At 71.0% G+C, this 19927-nt stretch carries 17 protein-coding genes and 2 tRNA genes; 10 read left to right on the top strand and 9 right to left on the bottom strand.

Annotation, left to right across the window (positions count from 1 at the left end):
- Nucleotides 1–3: 3 nt before the first annotated feature.
- Nucleotides 4–1221, bottom strand: coding sequence for an alpha/beta hydrolase family protein (locus C2865_RS00705; RefSeq protein WP_198652804.1), 1218 nt, complete (start codon nucleotides 1219–1221; stop codon nucleotides 4–6).
- Nucleotides 1222–1451: 230 nt separating this feature from the next.
- Here C2865_RS00705 and C2865_RS00710 point away from each other — a divergent pair, with 230 nt between their 5' ends.
- Nucleotides 1452–1817, top strand: coding sequence for a hypothetical protein (locus C2865_RS00710; protein ID WP_106396324.1), 366 nt, complete (start codon nucleotides 1452–1454; stop codon nucleotides 1815–1817).
- Between the two features lie 43 nt (nucleotides 1818–1860).
- Here the strand turns inward: C2865_RS00710 and C2865_RS00715 are convergent, their stop codons facing one another.
- From C2865_RS00715 to C2865_RS00730, 3 genes are all read right to left on the bottom strand, one after another.
- A complete protein-coding gene (locus C2865_RS00715) occupies nucleotides 1861–6390 on the bottom strand; it encodes a TIGR02680 family protein (protein WP_106396325.1) in 4530 nt (1509 codons plus the stop codon).
- Nucleotides 6387–7994 carry a DUF2398 family protein gene (locus C2865_RS40425; protein WP_232835408.1) on the bottom strand — a complete coding sequence of 536 codons (1608 nt, stop codon included), beginning with the start codon at nucleotides 7992–7994 and terminating at the stop codon, nucleotides 6387–6389. The genes C2865_RS00715 and C2865_RS40425 overlap by 4 nt, the downstream gene beginning before the upstream one ends.
- A gap of 264 nt (nucleotides 7995–8258) precedes the next feature.
- The gene (locus tag C2865_RS00730; protein WP_232835272.1) at nucleotides 8259–9794 is read right to left on the bottom strand and encodes a TIGR02677 family protein; all 1536 of its coding nucleotides are present in this window, start codon (nucleotides 9792–9794) and stop codon (nucleotides 8259–8261) included.
- 97 nt (nucleotides 9795–9891) lie between these two features.
- On the opposite strand from C2865_RS00730, the gene C2865_RS00735 reads away from it, so the two are divergent.
- Nucleotides 9892–10596, top strand: coding sequence for a DUF2786 domain-containing protein (locus C2865_RS00735; protein WP_106396326.1), 705 nt, complete (start codon nucleotides 9892–9894; stop codon nucleotides 10594–10596).
- A 9-nt stretch (nucleotides 10597–10605) separates the two neighbouring features.
- Nucleotides 10606–10914, top strand: coding sequence for a hypothetical protein (locus C2865_RS00740; RefSeq protein ID WP_157963493.1), 309 nt, complete (start codon nucleotides 10606–10608; stop codon nucleotides 10912–10914).
- A 211-nt stretch (nucleotides 10915–11125) separates the two neighbouring features.
- Here the strand turns inward: C2865_RS00740 and C2865_RS00745 are convergent, their stop codons facing one another.
- Entirely contained in the window at nucleotides 11126–11695 is a 570-nt protein-coding gene (locus C2865_RS00745; RefSeq protein WP_157963494.1) for a hypothetical protein, read from the bottom strand.
- A gap of 82 nt (nucleotides 11696–11777) precedes the next feature.
- Between C2865_RS00745 and C2865_RS00750 the strand changes: the two genes are divergently transcribed.
- Both C2865_RS00750 and lepB read left to right on the top strand, forming a co-directional pair.
- Nucleotides 11778–12776, top strand: coding sequence for a DUF2786 domain-containing protein (locus C2865_RS00750; RefSeq protein ID WP_106396329.1), 999 nt, complete (start codon nucleotides 11778–11780; stop codon nucleotides 12774–12776).
- Between the two features lie 44 nt (nucleotides 12777–12820).
- Nucleotides 12821–13363, top strand: coding sequence for a signal peptidase I (lepB, locus tag C2865_RS00755; protein ID WP_106396330.1), 543 nt, complete (start codon nucleotides 12821–12823; stop codon nucleotides 13361–13363).
- 3 nt (nucleotides 13364–13366) lie between these two features.
- Here lepB and C2865_RS00760 read toward each other — a convergent pair whose 3' ends face one another.
- Both C2865_RS00760 and C2865_RS00765 read right to left on the bottom strand, forming a co-directional pair.
- On the bottom strand, nucleotides 13367–13939 hold the full coding sequence (locus C2865_RS00760; RefSeq protein WP_106396331.1) for a hypothetical protein: 573 nt from the start codon (nucleotides 13937–13939) through the stop codon (nucleotides 13367–13369).
- 36 nt (nucleotides 13940–13975) lie between these two features.
- Complete coding sequence (locus C2865_RS00765; protein ID WP_106396332.1) at nucleotides 13976–14926, bottom strand: hypothetical protein; 951 nt, start codon at nucleotides 14924–14926, stop codon at nucleotides 13976–13978.
- A 222-nt stretch (nucleotides 14927–15148) separates the two neighbouring features.
- On the opposite strand from C2865_RS00765, the gene C2865_RS00770 reads away from it, so the two are divergent.
- Nucleotides 15149–16009, top strand: coding sequence for a ribonuclease HI (locus tag C2865_RS00770; RefSeq protein ID WP_157963495.1), 861 nt, complete (start codon nucleotides 15149–15151; stop codon nucleotides 16007–16009).
- A 400-nt stretch (nucleotides 16010–16409) separates the two neighbouring features.
- Here C2865_RS00770 and C2865_RS00775 read toward each other — a convergent pair whose 3' ends face one another.
- Nucleotides 16410–17414, bottom strand: coding sequence for a hypothetical protein (locus C2865_RS00775; protein ID WP_157963496.1), 1005 nt, complete (start codon nucleotides 17412–17414; stop codon nucleotides 16410–16412).
- Between the two features lie 196 nt (nucleotides 17415–17610).
- Here C2865_RS00775 and C2865_RS00780 point away from each other — a divergent pair, with 196 nt between their 5' ends.
- The 4 genes from C2865_RS00780 to C2865_RS00795 all read left to right on the top strand — a co-directional run bounded on the left by C2865_RS00780 (nucleotide 17611) and on the right by C2865_RS00795 (nucleotide 19228).
- Nucleotides 17611–18123, top strand: a complete 513-nt coding sequence (locus tag C2865_RS00780) for an O-acetyl-ADP-ribose deacetylase (RefSeq protein ID WP_106396335.1) — start codon at nucleotides 17611–17613, stop codon at nucleotides 18121–18123.
- A gap of 338 nt (nucleotides 18124–18461) precedes the next feature.
- A tRNA-Asp gene (locus C2865_RS00785) sits at nucleotides 18462–18535 on the top strand.
- 13 nt (nucleotides 18536–18548) lie between these two features.
- A tRNA-Phe gene (locus C2865_RS00790) sits at nucleotides 18549–18625 on the top strand.
- Nucleotides 18626–18787: 162 nt separating this feature from the next.
- Nucleotides 18788–19228 (top strand): hypothetical protein, encoded by a 441-nt coding sequence (locus C2865_RS00795; protein ID WP_106396336.1) that lies wholly within the window; start codon nucleotides 18788–18790, stop codon nucleotides 19226–19228.
- A gap of 10 nt (nucleotides 19229–19238) precedes the next feature.
- Here C2865_RS00795 and C2865_RS00800 read toward each other — a convergent pair whose 3' ends face one another.
- On the bottom strand, nucleotides 19239–19898 hold the full coding sequence (locus C2865_RS00800) for a hypothetical protein (protein ID WP_157963497.1): 660 nt from the start codon (nucleotides 19896–19898) through the stop codon (nucleotides 19239–19241).
- Nucleotides 19899–19927 lie beyond the last annotated feature (29 nt).

Here is a 19927-nt window from a genome sequence, read left to right on the forward strand (position 1 = left end):
CGCTCACAGGGAGGCGAACCAGCGGACCGCCTTGGCCGTGCCCGCCAGGTTCGAACCCAGGTGGGGGGAGCCTCCGTAGGTCGTGGCGGGCAGCCTGCGCAGGGTGGACTTCAACCAGGCGTGGCACGAGGTGCTGTTGGCCGGGTCCACCTGCTCGTCACGGGAGTCGTAGTAGAGGCGGACGGGCACCTTGGGCGTCCAGTCTCGGCAGATCCGGTCCTCCTCGCGCAGCGCCTTCGCGAACCCTCCGGAAGGCTTCTCCAGCAGATCGAAACCGCGCGGGGTGAGCAGCTCGTCCAACGTGTCGGGGAGGCCCTGGAGCATGACCTGGCCGGGGGTGGAGCCGTCGAAGTACTTCTCCACCCGGCTCGCGTACGGGCGCTTGAAGACTTCTTCAGGACGCTCGTAGAGGGCGGCCTTCCAGTTCCAGGAAACGAAGAGGTACGCGGTGTAGGCCACCGTCAGCTTCGGCTGCGTCTTGCCCGCGAGCATCGACGGGAGCAGCACCCCTCGCATGTCGTACGCCCCTCCGATGGGGGCGACGGCACGAAGACGGAACCACTTCTTGCCTCTCTGGAGCTCCCGGGCCAGGCCCAGCGCTGCCGAAGCACCCTGGGAGAAGCCCGTCACGAAGACGTCGCGGCGGGCCTTGCGGCCTTTGCGCGGCAGGAACTCGCGAGCTGCGCGGAGCATGTCGAGCGACGCGGAGGCCTCGGTACGGATGTCCATCCACGGGTGTTGGCCGGGACCGACGCCCAAGCCCAGGTAATCAGGGGCCGTGGTCGCGAAGCCCGCCGACCCGTAGGTGAGAGGGGCTCCTTGCACGAAACCGTCTTCAGGAGACGTGGAAGGCGCGTCTCGGCGGTAGTTGGTCGTCCCGTGAGCGTAGGAGACGAGTCCGAGTCGCTTGCTCTTGCTCCTCGGGACGACCAGGAGGCCGCTCGCCCGCGTCGGCTTCCCGCGCCCGTCCACGGTCCGGTAGACCAGCCGGTACGCGTCGACGCCGTACTCGACCTTCCGGGCGTCGAAGCCCTCAGACCTGAGCCGCTCGGCGGCCTGGGCCGCGGTGTAGGACCTGATCTTCTTTGCGGACAGGAGATCGCCTCGCTCCCGAGCGCCGTCCCCATCCCTCCGTTCGCTCGCGACGGCTCCCGCCGGGAGCAGCGCCCCCAAGGCGACGGCGGCCGCCGTGACGGTCGCCGTTCCCCGTGCCAGTCTCATGTTCTCCTCCTGGATCGACCGGACTCCAACCTCCTTCAGCGGTCTCCGATCGCGCATCGCGCCCGGGGCAGGGTTTCGCACTAGCTCTTCCAGGGGGGTGCGTTCACTCTGACGGACGACCCGACCCGGATGACGTGCGCTGACGGTTCCATAGGAACGCGCGCCTGAGGCGCGCCGAACCATCCACAGGCCACTAAGCGATCTTGGTCGAAGGCGCGCATGCTGAGGGCATGGAAATTCACCTGACCTTCAGCAAGCCGCAGGAGCACGACGGACGGCGGGTCTGCGAACTCGACGTCTCCGCCGACCGGCTCGTCATCGGTGACGGGACCTTAAGAGCGCTCGACAAGGGGTCCGTGGTCGGTGAGGTCGCCCTCGCCGACATCGCAGTGATCGACCTCCCGGGCCGGCGCTCGGTGAGCGCGCTCCGCGAACGCCACCCCAACGCCTACCGGCCCTGGACGTCCGAGGAGGACGCCCGGCTGCTCGCCCTCCTCGAGAAGGGCGAGCCGCTGGAGTCCCTCACCCGGCACTTCGGGCGGGGCAAGAACGCCATCCTCGGGCGCCTCTACAAGCTGGAGGCGTTCAAACCCTGATCCGGCGGAGGAGGGGGGCTCCCCCTGGAGCCCCCTCCTCCGGTCAGCCCTCCTCGGCGAGACCGGCCAGCAGGCCGGACTCGGCGGGGGAACGGCGGCTGGGCGGGAAACCCAGCAGGGTCTCGGCCAGCGCGTCGTTCCCCGAGTAGGCGGCGTCGGCGTCCAGCAGGGCCGAGCCGTCCCAGAGCACCAGCATCGTGGAAACGGTATGGGAGGCCTTGTCGCTGTGCATGTCGTAATGAGCGGCCATGGGAACCGAGGAGTACGAGGCCCACAGGTCATGGCCCGTCATGAAGGTGTCCAGGCCGAACTTCACGGTCAGGCCCAGCAGCTCGGGCTTGTAGCGGTCGTCGATGCCGGCGAACGCCTCGTCGAGCGCGATCATGCGGGGGCAGGTGTCCTTCGCCGACGAGTAGAGGGCGTTGGCCGCGGCGAACAGCGGCAGGTGGATCGCCGCGGACTTCTCGCCGCCCGACATCTGCGAGTGCTTGGCCCGGGTCAGCGTGACCTCCTCGCCGTGCGGCTCGGCCAGGCGGAGCTGGAACTCGAACCACGTCCGGTAGTCCACCACCGCCCGCAGCGCCTCCAGGTAGCTCGCCCGGGTGTGCTGTGCCCGGTGGGCGCGGATCATCTCGCGCAGCAGGCCCCTCAGCTCGGCCAGGCCCTCCGGGCCGAGCGCCCCCGTGTCCCGGGTGAGCAGGTTGGCGACGGCGCGCTGCCGCTCGTCGAGCCTGTCCGAACGCGCCCAGCGGATGCCGACGGTGCTGCCGGTGGACATCGGGCGGGAGCGGGTGTCGGCGTCCATGCCGCGCACCAGCTCCCGCGCCAGCCGGACCCGGTCGTGGATCTGCTGGGCCAGGCTGCTCAGCAGCTCGTCCTCCAGGACGGTGCGCTCCCGCTCGTCCAGCAGGAGACCCTGCTCGACCAGGCGGCCCGCGATCCGGTCGGCGAACGCCGGGACCGAGCCGCGGCCCTCCACGTCGACGACCTGGACGACGACGACCTCCCCGGCGTCCAGGTCCAGGCGGTAGTCCTCCTCGCACTGGTCCAGCGCGTCGCCGAACTCCTTCAACGCGTCCGCCATCGCGTCGCGGGTCGTCTTGCGGGCGTTCTCGCCGACCTGGCGGCCCGCCGGGAGCGCGGCACGGTAGGCGTCGAGGATCCGCGACGCAGCGGGCGGAAGCACCTCGCGGACGGCCTCCTCCGGCGTGCGGCCCTCGACGATGAGCGCGACGGTGCGGGCGCCGAGCTCCTCGGCGGTGCCGGTGTCTCCGGGCCAGATCTCGGCCGCCTCGACGTCGAGGACCTCCCGCAGGTCCGGCCGGGTGAACGGGGCGAACGCCGTGAGCTGCTCCAGCAGCACGTCCCACGCCTCGGCCAGCGCCCGGCTCCCGTGTTCGACGGCGGCCCGCGCCTTGACCAGCGCGTCGTGCTCGGCCGCGACCGCCGCCTCCTGCCCGGCCCGCGCGGCATCGGCCTCCCGGATCTCCCGCTCGGTCTGCTCCACCTGTCGCAGGATCTCCTTCAGCGAGGAGCCCAGCGCCTCGGTGCGGGCGGCCAGCCTCTCCTCCAGAACGGCCAGGACCTCACGCCGCTCGTCGAGGGACTCCTCGTCCTCGGCGTTCTGCGCCTCCAGCCGCTCGACGGTGTCCCAGCGCGAGGCCAGGTCCCGTTCGAGTTCCGCGATGTCCTGCTGCTCCCGGAAGAGCAGCTCGCCCGCCGCCACGAAGTCGTCGACCGCCCGTGCGACGGCGGCCAGGCCCTCCTCGGTCCCCGGAAGGTCCCGTTCGGCAGCCACCTGGCGTACCTTGCGCTCGGCCGCCTCCTTCGCGGCGGCCGCCTCGTCCAGGGTCTTGCGCGCCGCCGAAGCCGCCTCCCTCGCCTGCCCGAGCAGCACCGAGCCGCGCTCCGCCTCCTTGATCGCGCGCAGCACCGGTTCGACGTCCGGCAGCGCCCGCCGCGCCGCCGACAGGTCGTCCAGCACTCCCCGCAACCGCTCCTGCTCCCGGCGGACCTCCTCCTGCTCCTTCTTCAACCGCTCGGCCGCCGCGTCGCAGGCCTCCAGCCGGGCCCGCCTACGCTGCGCCCGGTAGGTGGCCCCGATGTACTCGGGCCGCTCCTTCGGCCGGGCGCCCACCCGCGCCCCGAACGAGAACTGCCCTCGCACCCCGACGCCCGGCAGCGCGGGGTCGTCCCCCTCGACCAGCGCGACCGACGCCAGCACGGCCTCGATCACCTCCACCGGCACCGCCTCATGGCTCTCCGGCAGCAGCACGTCCGCCAGAGACCGTCCCGCCACCGGCTCCCCCGGCAGCAGGAAACCGTCCGCCACACGCGCCGCGTAGTCCCGCCGCGTGTCCTCAGCGGAGGGATTCACCCAGGCGGTGAGCATGCCCGCACCGTCCAGCGCCCCCTCCAGCCCGGCGGCCTCCGCGTCGCTCAACCCGTCCGCGAACCGCACCAGCTGCCAGAAGGCCGCCCCCTCACGTCCTGCTCTGCCTTCGCCGTCCGCCGACGCAGGCGGCGCGTCATCCCGTTCCGCCGCGATCTCCGCCCGCTCCGCGGCCAGCCCCCGCAGCCCCTCCGCGACGACCTCCCGCCGCGCCTTGAGCTCGGCCAACCCCGTGATCGTCTCGACCCGGAGCTCCTCGGAAAGCTCCGCGAACACCTCTCCCAACGTCGCCGTCCCGGGCTCACCGACCCGCTCCAGCACCGCGGCCAACGGCTCCTCCGCGACCCCCGCGACCCCGCTCCACCGCACGGCCCACTCGGCCAACCGCGCGGCGGCCTTCCCCCGCGCGGCCCCCAGTTCCTCCTCCGCCCCCGCGATCTCCTCCTCCCCCTTCAGCAGCCGCTCCCGAGCCCCTTCCAGCCCCGCCTCGGCCCGCTGCCACTCCTCCCCGACCTTCCGCGCCTCCCCCAGAGCCCGCCGCACCTCGACGACGTCCTCCCGCCGCACCGCGGCCCGCCCCCGCACCGACTCCAGCCAGCCCCTCAACCCCTCCCCGACCACCACAGTCGAGGCGGCCGACACAGGCAGCGTGACCGACACGACTGACGCATCCGCTGCGGCCGACGCAGGCGATACGGACGGCGTGGCCGACACGGACGGCGTGGCCGACGTGGCTGACGCATCCGCTGCAACCGACGCAGGCGATACGGCCGACGCAGGCAGCGTGACCGACACAGGCGATGTGGCCGACACGACTGACGCATCTGCTGCGGCCGACGCGGGCAGCGTGGCCGACGTAGCCGACACGGACGGCGTGGCAGGCGTGGTCGACGCGGATGGCGTGGTCGACGCGGATGGCGTGGTCGACGCGGATGGCGTGGTCGAGGTGGGGGACGTGGGTGTCTTCGGGGTGGGTTGGAGGGGGGAGGTGGGGTCGGTGGGGATTCTGGCGGTGTGGGCGGCTTCGGTGAGGGTGGTGTGGTGGTGGGTGAGGGTGGTGCGCTTGGTGGTGAGGCGGGTGGCGGCGGACTCGGCTTCGGAGCGGAGGGTCGCGGCGTGGTGGCGGGAGTTGGTGAGGCGGGCGGTCTCCTTCGTGAGGTGGTCGGTGGTGTCGGCGATCTGGCGGCGGAGGTGGTCGAGGTCGGTCTGCGCCTGGTAGGCGTCGTGCCCCTTGAGGGTCTCCAGGCGGGTGGTGAGCTTGGTCAGGTGGTCGGCCGTGGTGGCGCGGGCCTGTTCGGCCGCCTGTTTGGCGGCGGTGGCGCGGGCGGTCTCGGCGACGGCCTCACGCAGGGCGGTGCCGTGGGCGACGGCCTGGGCGGTGCGGGTCCCGACGCGGTCGAGGTGGAAGCGGGTGTGGACGCGCAGGTACTCGCGGTAGTGGTCGAGGAAGACGCGGACGGCGTCACCCGCGTGGCTCAGGTCGTCGTGGAGCCGCTGGACGGCGGCGAGGTTCTCGAAGTCGCGGGCCGCCTGGTCGACGAGCGACTCGTCGACGGGGCTCAGGCCGGCCGTGAGGGTGGCCGAGACCTTCGCCGGGTCGAGGTCCTTGGCCAGCAGGGGGCGGCGGAGCGCCAGCAGCAGGTCGAGCAGCTGGTTGTAGCGCTCGCGGCCCAGCCCGAAGAGCCGGTTGTCCACGAGTTCGCGGTACTCGGTGGCCGTCTTGGCGTACGAGCCGGGCTCCAGCGACTCGCGGAGGCGGCGGTCGGTGAGGGGGCGGCCGTCCACGGTGAGCAGCCCGAAGTCCACGCCCAGGCGCTTGGACGTCACGTAGAAGGACGTGACGACGCCGTCGCGGTGCCTGTGGGCGCGCAGGCCGATCACCAGCGTGACGGTCTCGCCGGACGGAGCGAGGAACTCCATCCAGACGTAGCCGTGTTCGGACTCCTGTCCCCGGTAGAGCAGGTTCGACTTCATGGTCCGGTTGTCACCGGAGAACGGGTCGAGCCGCCGGGCGTCCGCCACCCCGTCGAGGACGAACGGGAACAGCACCTCCAGCGCCTTGGTCTTGCCCGAGCCGTTGTGCCCGCGCAGCACCAGCCGCCCGTCGGCGAAGACGAACTCCTCGTCGACGTAGTCCCACAGGTTGATCACTCCGGCGCGCGACGGCTTGAACCGGGTCATGCGGGTGTTTCCTCCAGGCTGAGCTGTCCCCGCTCGGGAAGAGCGAGAGTGATGTTGCGATAACGGAAGGCGGCGGGCAGCACGAGGACCCCGCCCGCCACGGGACGGAGCAGCCGCAGATCGGCGAGGAACGCCACCGCCGCGGCCAGCAGCCCGGACGGATCAGCCTGCCAGACCCCGGTGAACGACGCGGCCCCGAACTCGGCGTACAACCTCCGCACCACCTCCTCCAGCCGCCCCGCCGACACGAACCACAACCCCTCCCCCGCACCGGCGGCCCCCGCACCCGCCCGCGCCGCGCCCTCTACGGACGGCTCCCCCGCAGACGCACCGGCCCGCACCGCAACTACGGAAGGCTCCTTCGCAGACACGTCGGTCCGCACCGTATCTGCGGACAACTCCTCCGCAGACGCACCGACCTGCGCCGTACCTACGGACGACTCCTCCGCAGACGCACCGGCCCGCACCGTGTCAACGGACGGCTCCCCCGCAGACGCACCGGCCTGCGCCATGTCTGCGGACGGACTCCTCTTGGCGGGTGTGCCCTGTCGTGGGTTGCTCTTCAGGGATGGCCGCTTTGCCGGGCTGGTCTCCGGTGGGGGTTCGGCGGGTGTCCAGGCGAGGCCGGTGGCGATGCCGTGGGCGGGGAGGGCGGAGTCGATGCGGGCGAGGGTGTCCGCGTCGGCGGGGGCGGTGGGGGCGGCCCTGGTCAGTTCGCCCTCCTCCACCAGGTCGGCGATGGCGGCCAGGAGGAGGCCGGCGGCGCGGTTGACGGCGCCGCCCTGGCCGGGGAACGGGCGGTCGGTGAAACGGCCGGACGCGTCCGCGAGCATGACGCCTTCGGCGCGCTGCTCGACGGTCATGCCGGTGAAGCGCGCGAGTTCCTCGGCCGCGCCCGGCAGGGCCTCGGCGATCTCCGGGCGTACCTCGGAGAAGTACACGACCGGGTGTTCGACGAGCAGGCGCCGCGCCTCTCGCATGACGTCCGGCATCCCCGCGTGCAGGAGTCCCGCCGCGCTCGTCAGGTGCTGGACGGGCCGCGCCGGCTTGTACAGGGCCGTGCAGATCTCGTGGTCGATGTCGTAGAGCGCGTCCCCCGTCCGGTCGTCGCGCGCCCACGCCTCCAGCGAGCCGTCCGACAACCGCAGCGCCCCGTGGTCGACCAGCCAGTCGATCGCGTCGACGAGCGCCGCCTTGTGCGCCGCAACGGTCGGCTCGAATCCCAGCCCCTCGATCGTGTTGGCCGCCGGGGTCACCAGCCGTACGAGATCCGCCAGGCTGATCTCCACCCGGGACCGCTGGAACGTCGACAGCACCAGGCACAGGTACGCCAGCCTCCGCCGGTCGAACGGCCGGCGGTTGCGCGCGAACAGCTGCCCCTGCGTCGCGTCGAACGCGTCCAGCCGCCGCACCAGCCGCACCAGGTGCGTCGTGGCGATCAACTGGTACCCGAAAAGCTCACGAAAGTCGTGAGCGAGCTGATCGGACCATCGCAGCACCTGCTCCAGCACTCCCGCCCGAGGCCGGGAGGCCGTGATCAGATCCCGTGTCAACACCTGCCGCACGGCCCGCTGGTACTCCGCCAGATCAGCCGGCTCCACCATGCTCACGGCCACGTCAGCCGACCCCCACCGAAAATCACCGAAACCCGTGAACGGACTCCGCCCACGAGCCCGAGCCGCCCGCCTCCGGGCAGGGACTCTCGAAGAGCACGCCCGAGCCTCATGAGCGGTCCCCGCGCGACCGTCCAAGCCGACCGCCCGGCGTCGAAGAACACATCCGAGCCCCGTGGACGGAATCCGGTCGAGCGGCTTCGCAGGGTCTTCGGGCGAGGACCCCTAGGGCTCTGGGCGAGAGCGGGAGGCATGTCAGTGAATCTCCAGGTGGAAGCCGGGAAGGTGGAGGGTGCCGGCCTCGGTACGGACTGTAGAGCCCGCCTCCGACGGAATGAGGCGGAGTTCCACGGTGTCGTCGGCGCCGGCGCCGTGGGTGACGCGGCCGGCGACGACCGCGCGGGCTTCCAGGGCACGGGTGAGGAGTTTGAGGACGACGCGGGTCTCGGGTTCGCTCAGGACGCGGTCGTGCGGACCGTTCCTGGCCAGGGAGGCCGCCGCCTCCTTGTCGACGGCTCGCTGCTCGAACTGGGTCCTGCGCAGCTCCGCGCGGATGCCTCGGTTGACCTTCACCGGTTGCGGGAGCCCCTGGGTGGGGGTCTTGCCGGTGCGGAAGAGGCTGATCGACAGTTCGATGCCGGGGGCGTCCCACCAAGTGGCGCGGGGGGAGATCTGCTCGTCGTCGTCATGGGCGCCGCCGAGGTGGCGGGCGGAGCGGAGGTTGAAGGCGGCGGACATCAGAGCGTGGGCGGACTCGTCGTCGGGGGTGTGGAAGACCCATTCGGCCAGGTGGCGGAGCTGGGTGGAGCGGTTGACGCCGCCGCGCTGGGCCTCGGTGATCTGGCGGAGCAGCGCGATGACCGCGGACACCGCCGTACGGGTGGCCTCACGCAGGTCCACGGCCTTGGAATCATGCGGGGAGAACCACTCGCGGAGCGCGGCCCAGCGGCGCTGCCAGTCCTCCATCTTCTCGCTGGTGCGGAGGAACAGGCGTTCATCGGCGTCCGCCGCACGTGACAGCAGCGTGTAGACGCCTGTCTCCTCCACTTCCCGAACGGCTTCGGCCAGCCGCGGAAGGTGCCTGTCCAGCTCCGTCATGAAGTCGCTCATGTGGGTGAGCAGCGCATTCTTATAGGTGAGGAACATCTCCGCGGACGTGTCCGTGGAGCGGATGATCTCGCCCAGCGTGACGTGGAACTGCGCCGACCGCCGCGCCATGTCCTCCATCGCCGCGTCCAGGCGGCTGATACGCCGGTATACCTGATCGCGGTCACCCGCACGGTTGGCGATGGCCAGCGCCCTCAGGTCGTCGAGGACGTCGGAGAAAACCAGCCGGGAGAGATTCGCGTCCCGGACTCGGGCCGCCAGCACCTGCTCGACGGCCGTGTACGCCCGGTAGCCGAGCTCACTGAACTGGTAGACGGACTGGCGGTTGCGGTAACGCGCGAGGCTCCCGGCCCGTGAGGCGTCCTCGAGCCGGTGGACGACGCCGTCCTCCGCGAGCGCGTCCAGCCTGTCCCGCAGGTTCCGCTCGTCGAGCCTGTCCCACGCGGCGCCCTCGCCGAGGACGCCCTCATGCGCGATGACGAGCTCGTTCAACGCCGCCACGACCTGCTCGGTGTGCACGCGCACCTGGTGCACCGAGCGGAGCCTGTCCATCGCGCGCAGCACCCACAGGTACGCCAGGTGGTCGTCACGCCGCGTGAAGTTGAAAAGACGGAACCGCTCGCTGACCGCCGGCTCGTCCAGGCCGTCACGTCCACCGGCATCAAGCCCACCCCGAACTTCCACCCGTCAAGGGTGCACCATCTCCGCACGTGGTCGTGCGGACTCCGGGCAGGCTGTGGACGGCTGATGGAGTGTCGGTGGCGGGTGGAAAGGTGGGGCCATGGACCAGCGGATGCTGGGAAAGGTTCGGGCGCTGCTGCAGAAGGCGGAGTCGACCGAGTTCCCGCAGGAGGCCGAGGCGCTCACCGCCCGCGCCCAGGAGTTGATCGCGCGTTACAACCTGGACGAGGCGCTGGTGGAGGCGGGGCTCGGCGGGGTGCGTCCGGACGGGCGGGCGGTCGCGGTCACCCACCCCTACGCGGGGCCCAAGGCGATGCTGCTGCACGTCGTGGCCGAGGCGAACCGCTGCCGCTCGGTGTGGCACCGCGAACGCGGTGAGGCCACGGTGCTCGGCTTCCCCGCCGACCTGGTGGCGGTGGAGCTGCTGTTCACCTCGCTGCTCGTCCAGGCGACGACCGCGATGCTCCAGGCGGGCAGCCGCCAGGACGCCTCGGGGCGGTCCCGTACGAAGTCCTTCCGCCATTCCTTCCTGTCGGCGTACGCGCTGCGCATAGGCGAACGGTTGAAGGAGGCGACGGAACGCGCCGTGCGGGAGAACCCGTCGGCCGAGCTGCGGCCCGTCCTCGCGTCCCGCAACGCGGAGGTGGAGCGTTCGGTGGCGGAGCGGTTCCCCCGGCTGCGCCGGTACAGGGGCGGTTCCCCCACCAACCCGGACGGCTGGATGCAGGGCCGCGCGGCAGCCGATCAGGCCGCTCTCGGCCATGCCGAGCTGTCGGACCGGTGGCAGGGCCAAGGGCGGGGATAACATCGAACGGTGAGTAACCAACCGGACACCGGAAGATATCTCCGCGTCTCCCTCGACCTCATGGTCGAGGTGACCGACCCAGAGGCGCTGCAGGCCGCGGCCCTCACCGATCTGAGGACCCGCGACCTCGACGCCGGGGAGCGAGACGCCCAGCACGCCCAGATCACCGCCGACGCCACCGGCGCCACCGCCCTCCGCTGGCTCATCACCCCCGACGACATCCTCGGCCTCGTCGACCAGATCACCGAGATCGAACCGGTCGAGGCGATCCTCGAGATCAGCGAGTCCGAAGGCGCCCTCGCCCCCGAAGAGGACTGACCGCTCCGCGACCGCACCCCGCGGCCGAACACACCCCCCGATGAGTCCACTCCGCGGGAACGAGCCCGTTCCGGGGGAGCGGGTGGAACGCGGGACGGCCGCCCCCGAAGGAGCGGCTCACGCCAGGGGGGCAGGCAGGGACCGGGGCCTGTGGGTGAGTCCGCTCCGAGGAGGACGGCCGGTCCGCGAGGGCGGAGGCCGCGGCCGGGCGTCAGGCCCGCTTCAGGCGCCAGACGGTCTTGGAGAGCAGGTCGGCCTGGTCGACGGTCTGGCGGATGGTCAGGGTCTTGCCGGAGCAGGTGTAGCGGGCGTTGCGGGGAACGACGCCCATGTCGCCGTTGCGGCGGACCTCGCGGGGAACGTCGATCTTGCGGGTGATCAGGCCGGAGCGGACGGTCAGGGTGGCGTCGCCGCTCGCGGTCTTGGGCTTGCCGACGATGCCGCCCTTGGCCGAACCGCTGATCTTGTTCTTGAGGACGAGCTTCTTGTCCAGGGTCAGCGTCGCCTTGGTCGGCACCCCCTTGACGCTGCCCGAGCCGGTCAGCGGCCGGGAGCCGGTGAAGTCATAGGTGGCCTTGCCGTTCTTGGCGAGCTTCAGCTTGATGCCGCTGCCGCCCTTAAGCTTGAACTTCAGGTCCTTGCTGTCCAGGTCGGCACTGGCGGAGGTCACCTTCCAGGAGCCCGTCCAGCACCGGGGGGCGGCCGAGGCCGCCGAGGCGGTCACCGCCGCCACCGCCGTCGCACCGAGAATGATCGCTCCGGCGGCTGCCGCTGTACGCATGTCGTCTCCTCAACATCTCTGGTCCCCGGCGCACCCTAGGGCAAAGCGTTTTGTCGGAAAAGAGCAATGAGACGATGGGAAGGTGCACGAACCGGAGCAGTTGATCACCGCGGCGATGGATGCCCAGTTCACCGACGATCTCCGGAACCGAGACACCTCCATCGCTCTTCTTTCGGCGAACGGCGCCGCCGACGGCCCGCTCCGCGCCGCGTTGGAACGTGCCGTGCGCACCGCCGCGGAGCGGGGCTGGCAGCCGGAGGACCTCCGCCGCCATCTCACCCGCTTCCTCTCCCCCGAGCACGCGGCCCTGCTGGCGGCGCCCGGCCCGGGGGAGCGCGACCGCCTCACCGCGATCAGCCGGCTCATCGACGTCCTGTGCGAGCTGCGCAGGCTGCCGAAGATCGCCGTGCTCACCCGTTCCGCGGCGCCCGCCCACCCCTCGCTGGGACGCATCCGCGCCCTGCTCGCCAAGGCGGAGTCCACCTCCTTCCCTGCCGAGGCCGAGGCGCTGGTGGCCGCCGCCCAGCGGCTGATGACCCGCCACAGCCTCGACCAGGCGGCGCTGGACGCCTCCGCCGGTGTCCGGTCGTCTGCGGACCGTTCAGCGGATGTCAGCGCGCCGTCAGGCGTGCGTCTCCCCGTGGACAACCCGTACGAGGAGGCCAAGGCCACGCTCCTGCACGTCATCGCCGAGGCCAACCGGTGCCGCGCCGTCTGGCAGTCCGACCTCGGCTTCTCCACGGTCCTGGGTTATCCGGCCGACCTGGAGGCGGTGGAGCTCCTCTACACGTCGCTGCTGCTGCAGGCCGATGCCGCCATGCCCAAGAACGGTTCGAAGCGCAAGTTCCGCCAGAGCTTCCTCACCTCGTTCGCCCACCACATCGGCGAGCGACTCGCCCGGGTCGGGGAGGAGGAGGTCACCGACGACCTCCTGCCCGTCCTCGCACGCCGTGACCAGGCCGTGGACACCGCCGTGGAGCGGCTCTTCCCCGCCGTGAGGAGCGTGCGCGGCCGGACGATCCAGGACCTGGACGGCTGGGAGCAGGGCCGCAGGGCGGCAAAAGAGGCCGACCTGACCTGAGCCCTTTATTCACTTGTTACGCGCACACGATCTAGGGTGGCCGGGTGACGTCTGCACCGCCTAAGAAGTCGTTCTTCCGTGAACTGCCGTTCCTGCTGGTGACGGCGGTCGTCCTCGCGCTGTTGATCCGCACCTTCGTCGTCCAGTCGTTCTACATCCCCTCCGGGTCCATGGAGCGGACGTTGCACGGGTGCGAGGACTGCACCCGCGACAGGGTGCTGGTCGAGAAGGTGGGCTACCACCTGACCGATCCGGGTCCCGGCGACATCATCGTCTTCCACGGCACGGGCGACTGGCCGCGCGAGGACCTCATCAAGCGGGTCATCGCCGTCGGCGGCCAGACCGTCGAGTGTTGCGACGAGGGGCGCGTCACCGTCGACGGCAAGCCTCTCCACGAGCCCTACGTCTACCAGGACGACCACCGCTCGTTCGACCCGGTGAAGGTCCCCGAGGGCATGTTGTGGGTGATGGGCGACCACCGCGGCGGCTCCGCTGACTCGCGCGACAACGGCCCCGTCCCGGTGAGCTCGGTCGTCGGGCAGGCGCGGGTCATCATCTGGCCGGTCAACCGCTGGGACTGGCTCTGAGGGTCAGCGCTCGAACCGCCAGCGCACGACCTCTCGCCCGCCCTTGGAGTCGAGCCTGATGGTGCGCTTCAGGTGCAGCCGGTCGGCGTCGCACGTGTAGGTGACGCGTCCGCCGGGGACGACGGTCTCCTGCTCGGTACGGACGAGCGGAGCGACCTTCTCCGTCCTCGTCGACTTCTCGGGCTTCTTCTGGACGGTCTTCACCAGCGCCGTTCCCGTGGCCGTGGCGCGCTTCACGGAGAGCCTTCCGCCCTTCCATGACGCCTTGTGCTTGAGCGTCCGGCGGTAGAGGGCGGTCTCCGCGATCGGCACGCTGTTGGTACGGCCCTTCGTCACGAGTTTCGCCGACTTCTTGAAGTCGTAGGTGATGGCGCCGTTGGCGGCGATCTTCACTTTCGTTCCGCCCATCCCGCGGGACTGCAGAGCGGTGTCATAGACCTTCGACACCGCCTTCTTCTGATACCCGGTGAGCTTCCAGACGCCCACCGGGCACGCGGGCGCCGCAGAGGCCGGTGCCGCCGGGGCCATGACGGCCAGCGGAAGCAGTGAGCAGACCACCACGGCGCGCAGCATCATTCGTCCTCCTTCAGCGGTCCCGCACGACGCGGAGCCTCACGACGCAGAAGAACCTAGCGTTTCGGGCGGGTCCAAGGCCTTGATCCTGCTCTGCCCGTACCAGAGCAGGCACAGCAGGACCGCCGCGACGGGCCAGGCCTCCAGCGCGGACGGGGGCGTCTCGACGATCCAGCCCTGCAGGACGAATCCCGCGTACGCCGCGCCCGTCGTGAGCAGCGCGCCCGCCACCGGCACCGAGGGCAGGAACCGGAACGACAGGTCGATGGCGATGGCGGCGGCGAGCAGGAAGAACGGCATCGCCGAGTGCGGGAAGTCCATGAGGTCCAGCAGGAACCCGGCGACGACGCGGTAGGCGAGGTAGCCGGCGGCGACGCCCGTCGCCGTCCAGCGCATGCCGACGACCCGGCGCGCGATGACGAGGACGAGGACGGACCCGACGACCGTCCACAGCGGGTACACCCAGTCCGAGACGGGGAAGGCGAACTTCTCCACCATCGCGGTGTCGACGGGGCGTTGCATCTGCTTGGCCGCGAACTCGAGCAGGATCGGTTCGGCCTCGGGTCTGCCCTCCAGCCAGGACTTGAACCCGTAGACGCCGTATTCCTGGTGCAGTGCCGGGAAATGCCAGTTCTCCAGGAAGAGCGCGAAGAGGATCGCCTGCACCACTCCGCGGGCGCCTTTGATCACACCGGCGAGCATGAGCGCGGTGCCGATGTAGAGCAAGGCGTGCGAAGGGCTCCAGCTGGTGATGTCGAGCCCGTTGACACGGTGGTTCACCAGGTCCACCGGAATGGCGATCATGAAGATGGCCATTCCGGTCTCGATCAGCCGCTTGGCCGTCTTGTCGACCCCGAATCCGGTGTACCAGTGCACGCCGACCAGCACCATCGCCAGGGTCGTCCCGGCGCTGTTGAGCAGGTGCGGGGGCGCGAAGTCGTCCCGGAGCCATTTGAAGTGCCAGGAGACGTCCCAGGACGAGCCCAGCATTTTTAGCGCAAAAGCGACAATCCACGCCCGATACAGCAGGGAGGAGAGATCCTCCGGGGTGGGGCGGCCGGGCTTTCCCCGGGTCAGTCGACTGACCGAGACCTGCGTAAACATGCGGTAATAGTGCCGCTATCTGGTCAGTTGTGACAATGGTGAACCTGCCGGGAACTCCAGGCGTCAACTCGTCGTCAGATCCCACACACACCCTGTAGGGAGGTGCGCTTGTCTCCTCGCATGACCGCCGCCCAGTTCCGCAACCTCCTCTCGCATCTGCCCGACCCCCTGACCGCCCGGGTCGTCCGGCTCCAGCGCTACGCGCTGGTCCCCCTGGACTGCACCGGCTGCCAGGAGGTGGGCGTCCTCCTCAAACTCACCCTCTCCTCGGCCCGCGCGGGCGACCTCCCCGCCGCCGAGTCCGTCCTCGGCCTCGCCGAGCGCACGCTGCGCGGCGCGACCGGCCACGACCACGGGCCCACGGGCCCTCCCGTCGCCCGCATCAACCGGCCCAGACCCACCCGGAATCCCCCCGTGATGCCCCGGCCCGCCCTGGCCGGGCAGGTCGCGCGCTGGACGGGCACGCGGCCGCTGGTCGCCGCCACCGACGCCTCCTGGAAGCACGGGCACGGGGGCATGGGCTTCCTCACCACGGACGGGCGCTGGGGCCTGGGCCGCTGGAAGGCCGGGCCCCAGGACCCCACCGGCCCCTCGAAGATCATCATCACCGAGCTGCGCGCGGTCCAGCTGTTGCTGTCGTCGGTCGAGCCGCGCCTGGAGATGACCGTCCTCATCGACAGCCTGCCCGCCCTGTCCTTCCTGCGCCGCTGGCAGGCCGGGGACGTCGCGGCCCTGCCGCCGGGATACCGGGCGCCGCACCTCCGCCTGCTGGCCCGCCGGGTCGCCGACCGCTCCGGCCTGACCTTCAAGCACGTCAAGGGGCACAGCGGCCACCTGCTGAACGAGGCCGCCGACTCCCTCGCCGCCATCGCCCGCCGCCGGCAGACCCTGGGCTCCGAAGCCGAGGCCCGTGCCGCCGACCTCGTCGACTCCTTCCTCACCAGCTGGAACCAGCAGCTCTCCGCATGACGGCACGGCCCGTCCGCACCACGGCGCGGACGGGCCGCCGACGCATACCGCCGAACCGCGACCCGCATGCACGAGGATCACCTGCGATCGCCGCGGGAGGGCCGGGAGGACCACCGACGGCCGCCCGGCCGTGCCCGCCGTCCCGTCACCCGCAGGTGCCCGGCCTGGGGCTGGAACGGGACCGGGCACCGGTCCGGGTGGAAGAGGCGGGCCGCGGCCTGAGCATGCGGCAGAACGGCCCGCCCCGTCTTCTGGGCCAGAGGAAGGCCCGGGTGTGCCGACCCCCCAGCGACCCCGGACTTTCCTTGGCGGGTTCATTTCTATCGCGTGACCGGATCTTCACCGAGAGTTATAACAGATGTGGTCTGGCAGGCGCCGGACCAGTCCCTACGAAGGCGGATCAATGCGGTCGAGCAGGCTGCGGCGGCTTGAGGGCGGGCCACCAGGCCGTCAGGTCGTCGGGGTGGTAGACGGCGTCCAGGGCGAGGGAGCCGCGGATCAGCGGGAAACGCCGGCCCGGCGGCCAGGGGCGGACGGGGTCGGGCGGGTCCAGGACCACGACCCGGGTCTCGCCGAAGACGGGGATGTCGGCGGGCACCCCCTCGTTCCAGATCTGCTCGCCGTGCACGTCGGTCAGCCGCCACCAGCCGGTCACGGGCGGCGTTCCGGGCTCGACGTCGCCCGCGGTGAAGCAGCGGACCCAGCGCGGGTCCGGGGGCGTGCCCGGAAGCCTCCTGCCGACCAGCGCGGCCGCCAGGAGGACGTGCAGCTGGAAGTTGTCGCCGATGCCGTGGATGGTGACGGACCAGCCCTGCCGTGTCGGGCGGTCCAGGATGAGGAGCTCCTCGCCGTCCAGCATGCGCCTCAGGTCACGGACGTGCTCCAGGTCGGGGCAGTACTCCACGGCCCGGTCGACGATGTCGTCATGGTCGCGGACGGCCGCACGCGTCGCCGGCGAGTGCGTCAACAGCGTCACGGCGCTCTTCGCGAAATGCGGGAGGGCGTACCAGCACTGCATGGGGATGCGGGCGCGCTCGCCCATGAGCTGCCTGGACCGCTCCCAGATCTGCTGGTTCGGCCCCTGCGCCGGGTCGGGGAGGCCGGGTCCCCAGGTCTCCGCGAACGTCACCGCACCGGCCGCGATCCCGCTGAGCCGCTCGATGACGGGGATGCCGTCGACGTCCACGCCCTCCTTCTCGGCCAGCTCCCCCGCCAGCGCGGCGAGCCACCCGCCGCGCTGCGGCATGACCTCGGCCGAGGCGTCCACGAGGAGATGCGCCGCCGCGACGGCCTCCTCCGGTCCCGCCGCCCCGACGGCCCGTCTCGCCTCCCGCAGACTCTGCCCGAAGTCCGCACCCCCGCCCCGTGCCGCTTCCACCACCCGCGCACAAGCATGAAGCAACATGAACCTCAACCTACTAGGAGATAACACCAGCAACTGGACGAATCCCCTGCTCCACCGGTGGATCCTCCGTTGAGACAGCCGCTCCGGCCTCCGGGTTCACCCGTGTCCCCTTCCGGACGCGGGCGGCGGCACGGAAATCACGGAACTCCCGTCCGGCCCCTCATCCGAGAACGAACTTGAGAGAAAGGCATGAGAAATGCAGATCGTACTGAAACTGGGCGACATCACCGAAGCGCGGGTGGACGCGGTCGTCAACGCCGCGAATTCCTCCCTGCTGGGCGGCGGAGGGGTGGACGGCGCGATCCACCGCAGGGGCGGTCCGGAGATCCTCGCGGCCTGCCGGAAACTGCGCGCCTCGCACTACGGGAAAGGGCTGCCCACCGGGCAGGCCGTGGCCACCACGGCGGGCCTCCTGCCGGCGGACCGGGTCATCCACACCGTGGGCCCCGTCTGGTCGCCGGACGAGGACCGCTCGGCTCTGCTGGCCTCCTGCTACCGCGAATCCCTGCGCGTCGCCGACGAACTGGAGGCCCGGACCGTGGCCTTCCCCGCCATTTCGGCGGGCATCTTCGGCTGGCCCGTCCGCGATGCCGCGAGAATCGCCGTGGAAACCGTGAAAAAGACCCCCAGTAACGTACTGGAAGTGCGTTTCGTCCTTTTCACACCGGACGTTCTGGAGGCCTTTGCCGCGGCCGCCGAAGCCCATTAGCGTTCAGTCCCGAGCGAGGAGGGAGACCGCCTCCGGCGGGCGGCACACCGCCTTTCCGTGAAGAAATGCGCGGCCCCGCCGAGGAGCGGATCCGCCGACGCGCGCCGCCCGCCTCGCCCGCGACGGGCACAGCCGGCCCCTCGCGCCGAGCCGTGCCCGCATGATCGAGAAGCCTCCCGCCCCAACGTCATGCGCGGGCCTCCGGACGGCGCAGGAGGCCGCCGGGAACCCCGCAGGACGGGCGCCCCGGAAACCGAGTTGGCACCACTCCTCAACATGGCCTAAGCTTTCGGTCGTTGCCACGGAGCGAAAGCGCAAAGCACCGGAGGCAGCACCAAGGTCCTGTGGAGCAGTTGGAGTGCTCGCCACCCTGTCAAGGTGGAGGTCGCGGGTTCAAGTCCCGTCAGGACCGCTTTCCCTTGCACGGCCAGGTAGCTCAGTTGGTACGAGCGACCGCCTGAAAAGCGGTAGGTCGGCGGTTCGACCCCGCCCCTGGCCACCATCACCGGAGGTCCAATCCGAGAAATCGGGTTCGGGCCTCCGGCTTTTTGCGTTCGCGATGACAGTGAGAAGGGTCACTTAGTGAGGTAAAGAGGGCGTCTGGGCGGTTTGGGGGAATCGCTTGCGGCAATGGGACCGTACACGACGGACGAAAGGAGTGGTCATGGCCATCGAACAGCGTCCGGGTACGGAGGAGCCGCGGGACCGGGCCCAGTCGCACCTGACGGGGACGCCCGAGATCGACGCCGAGTGGAGCGGAGGGGACTCCGAGGAGCTTCCGCGCCTGGTGCACCCGGAGGGCAGCGCGCACGGGAAACTGTCGTCTTGGCTGGTGGTGATCACGGTGTTCGTGGCGTTCGCCGTGGCCGGGGTCGCGCTCATCCTCAAGGCGTGGGTGGTGATCTGGATCTGCGTGGCGATCATCGCGCTGATGTTCCCGGTGGCGATCGCGGTGCGGATCATGGACGACACCGTGGGCTGGGCCAGGCCCACGCCCGGCGAGATCACCCGGGGCGACATGACCAGGACGGCCACGCGGGTGCGCGAGGACCAGATGCAGAAGATCGAAGAGGAGAGGAAGCGCGAGCGGCACGTCCGCAAGTGACACCGTCGGCTCAGAGCGTCAGACCGAAGAGGTGAAGGCGCTCGACGGCCTCCGGAACGGTCAGCGTGGGCACGGACTCGCCTTCCAGCAGGCCCCCCGGGCCGACCTCACGGGTGTGCCGCCAAGCGCCGAGCAGCAGGACGTGCAGCCGCTCGTGCTCCGGCAGCGGTTCGGGGGCGCGATCGGCGGCGAGGAACCAGTAGAGCTGCTCCTCTCCACCGGCCGACAGGCACCGCTCCAGTCGGCGCGCGGCCTCCTCGGGGTCCTCGTGGACCGAGAGCCGGGAGGCCAGCAGTGCCAGGAGCGGGGGTTCCAGCAGGCCGTCCAGCAGCCGGTGGAACTCCGGACGGCTCAGCACCGCCCGCCCGCCGCGCGTGACGACCTCGACCAGCACGGCCCGGAGGAACCCCTCGGCCCCCGACCCGACGAAACCCGTGGGACACCCGGCGTCCCGTACCCGGGAGAGCGCGCTGCGAGGCCCCCCGCCCGTCACGGCGGGGGGCCTCGCAGCGTGTCCGCCGTCGGAAAAGCCCGGAGTGCCCCGTGTCAGCAGGCGATGCAGCCCGAACAGGGCGAACATCAGCAGGACCGCGCCCAGGACGGGCTCCCGCCAGGGCGGGGAGTCCGGCGACCCCAAGAAGACGACGCCCGGCATCGCACGACCGAACACAGGCGGCCACCTTCCCCCCGAACGATGAC

Source organism: Actinocorallia populi (assembly GCF_002995495.1).
GTDB classification, from domain to species: domain Bacteria; phylum Actinomycetota; class Actinomycetes; order Streptosporangiales; family Streptosporangiaceae; genus Actinocorallia; species Actinocorallia populi.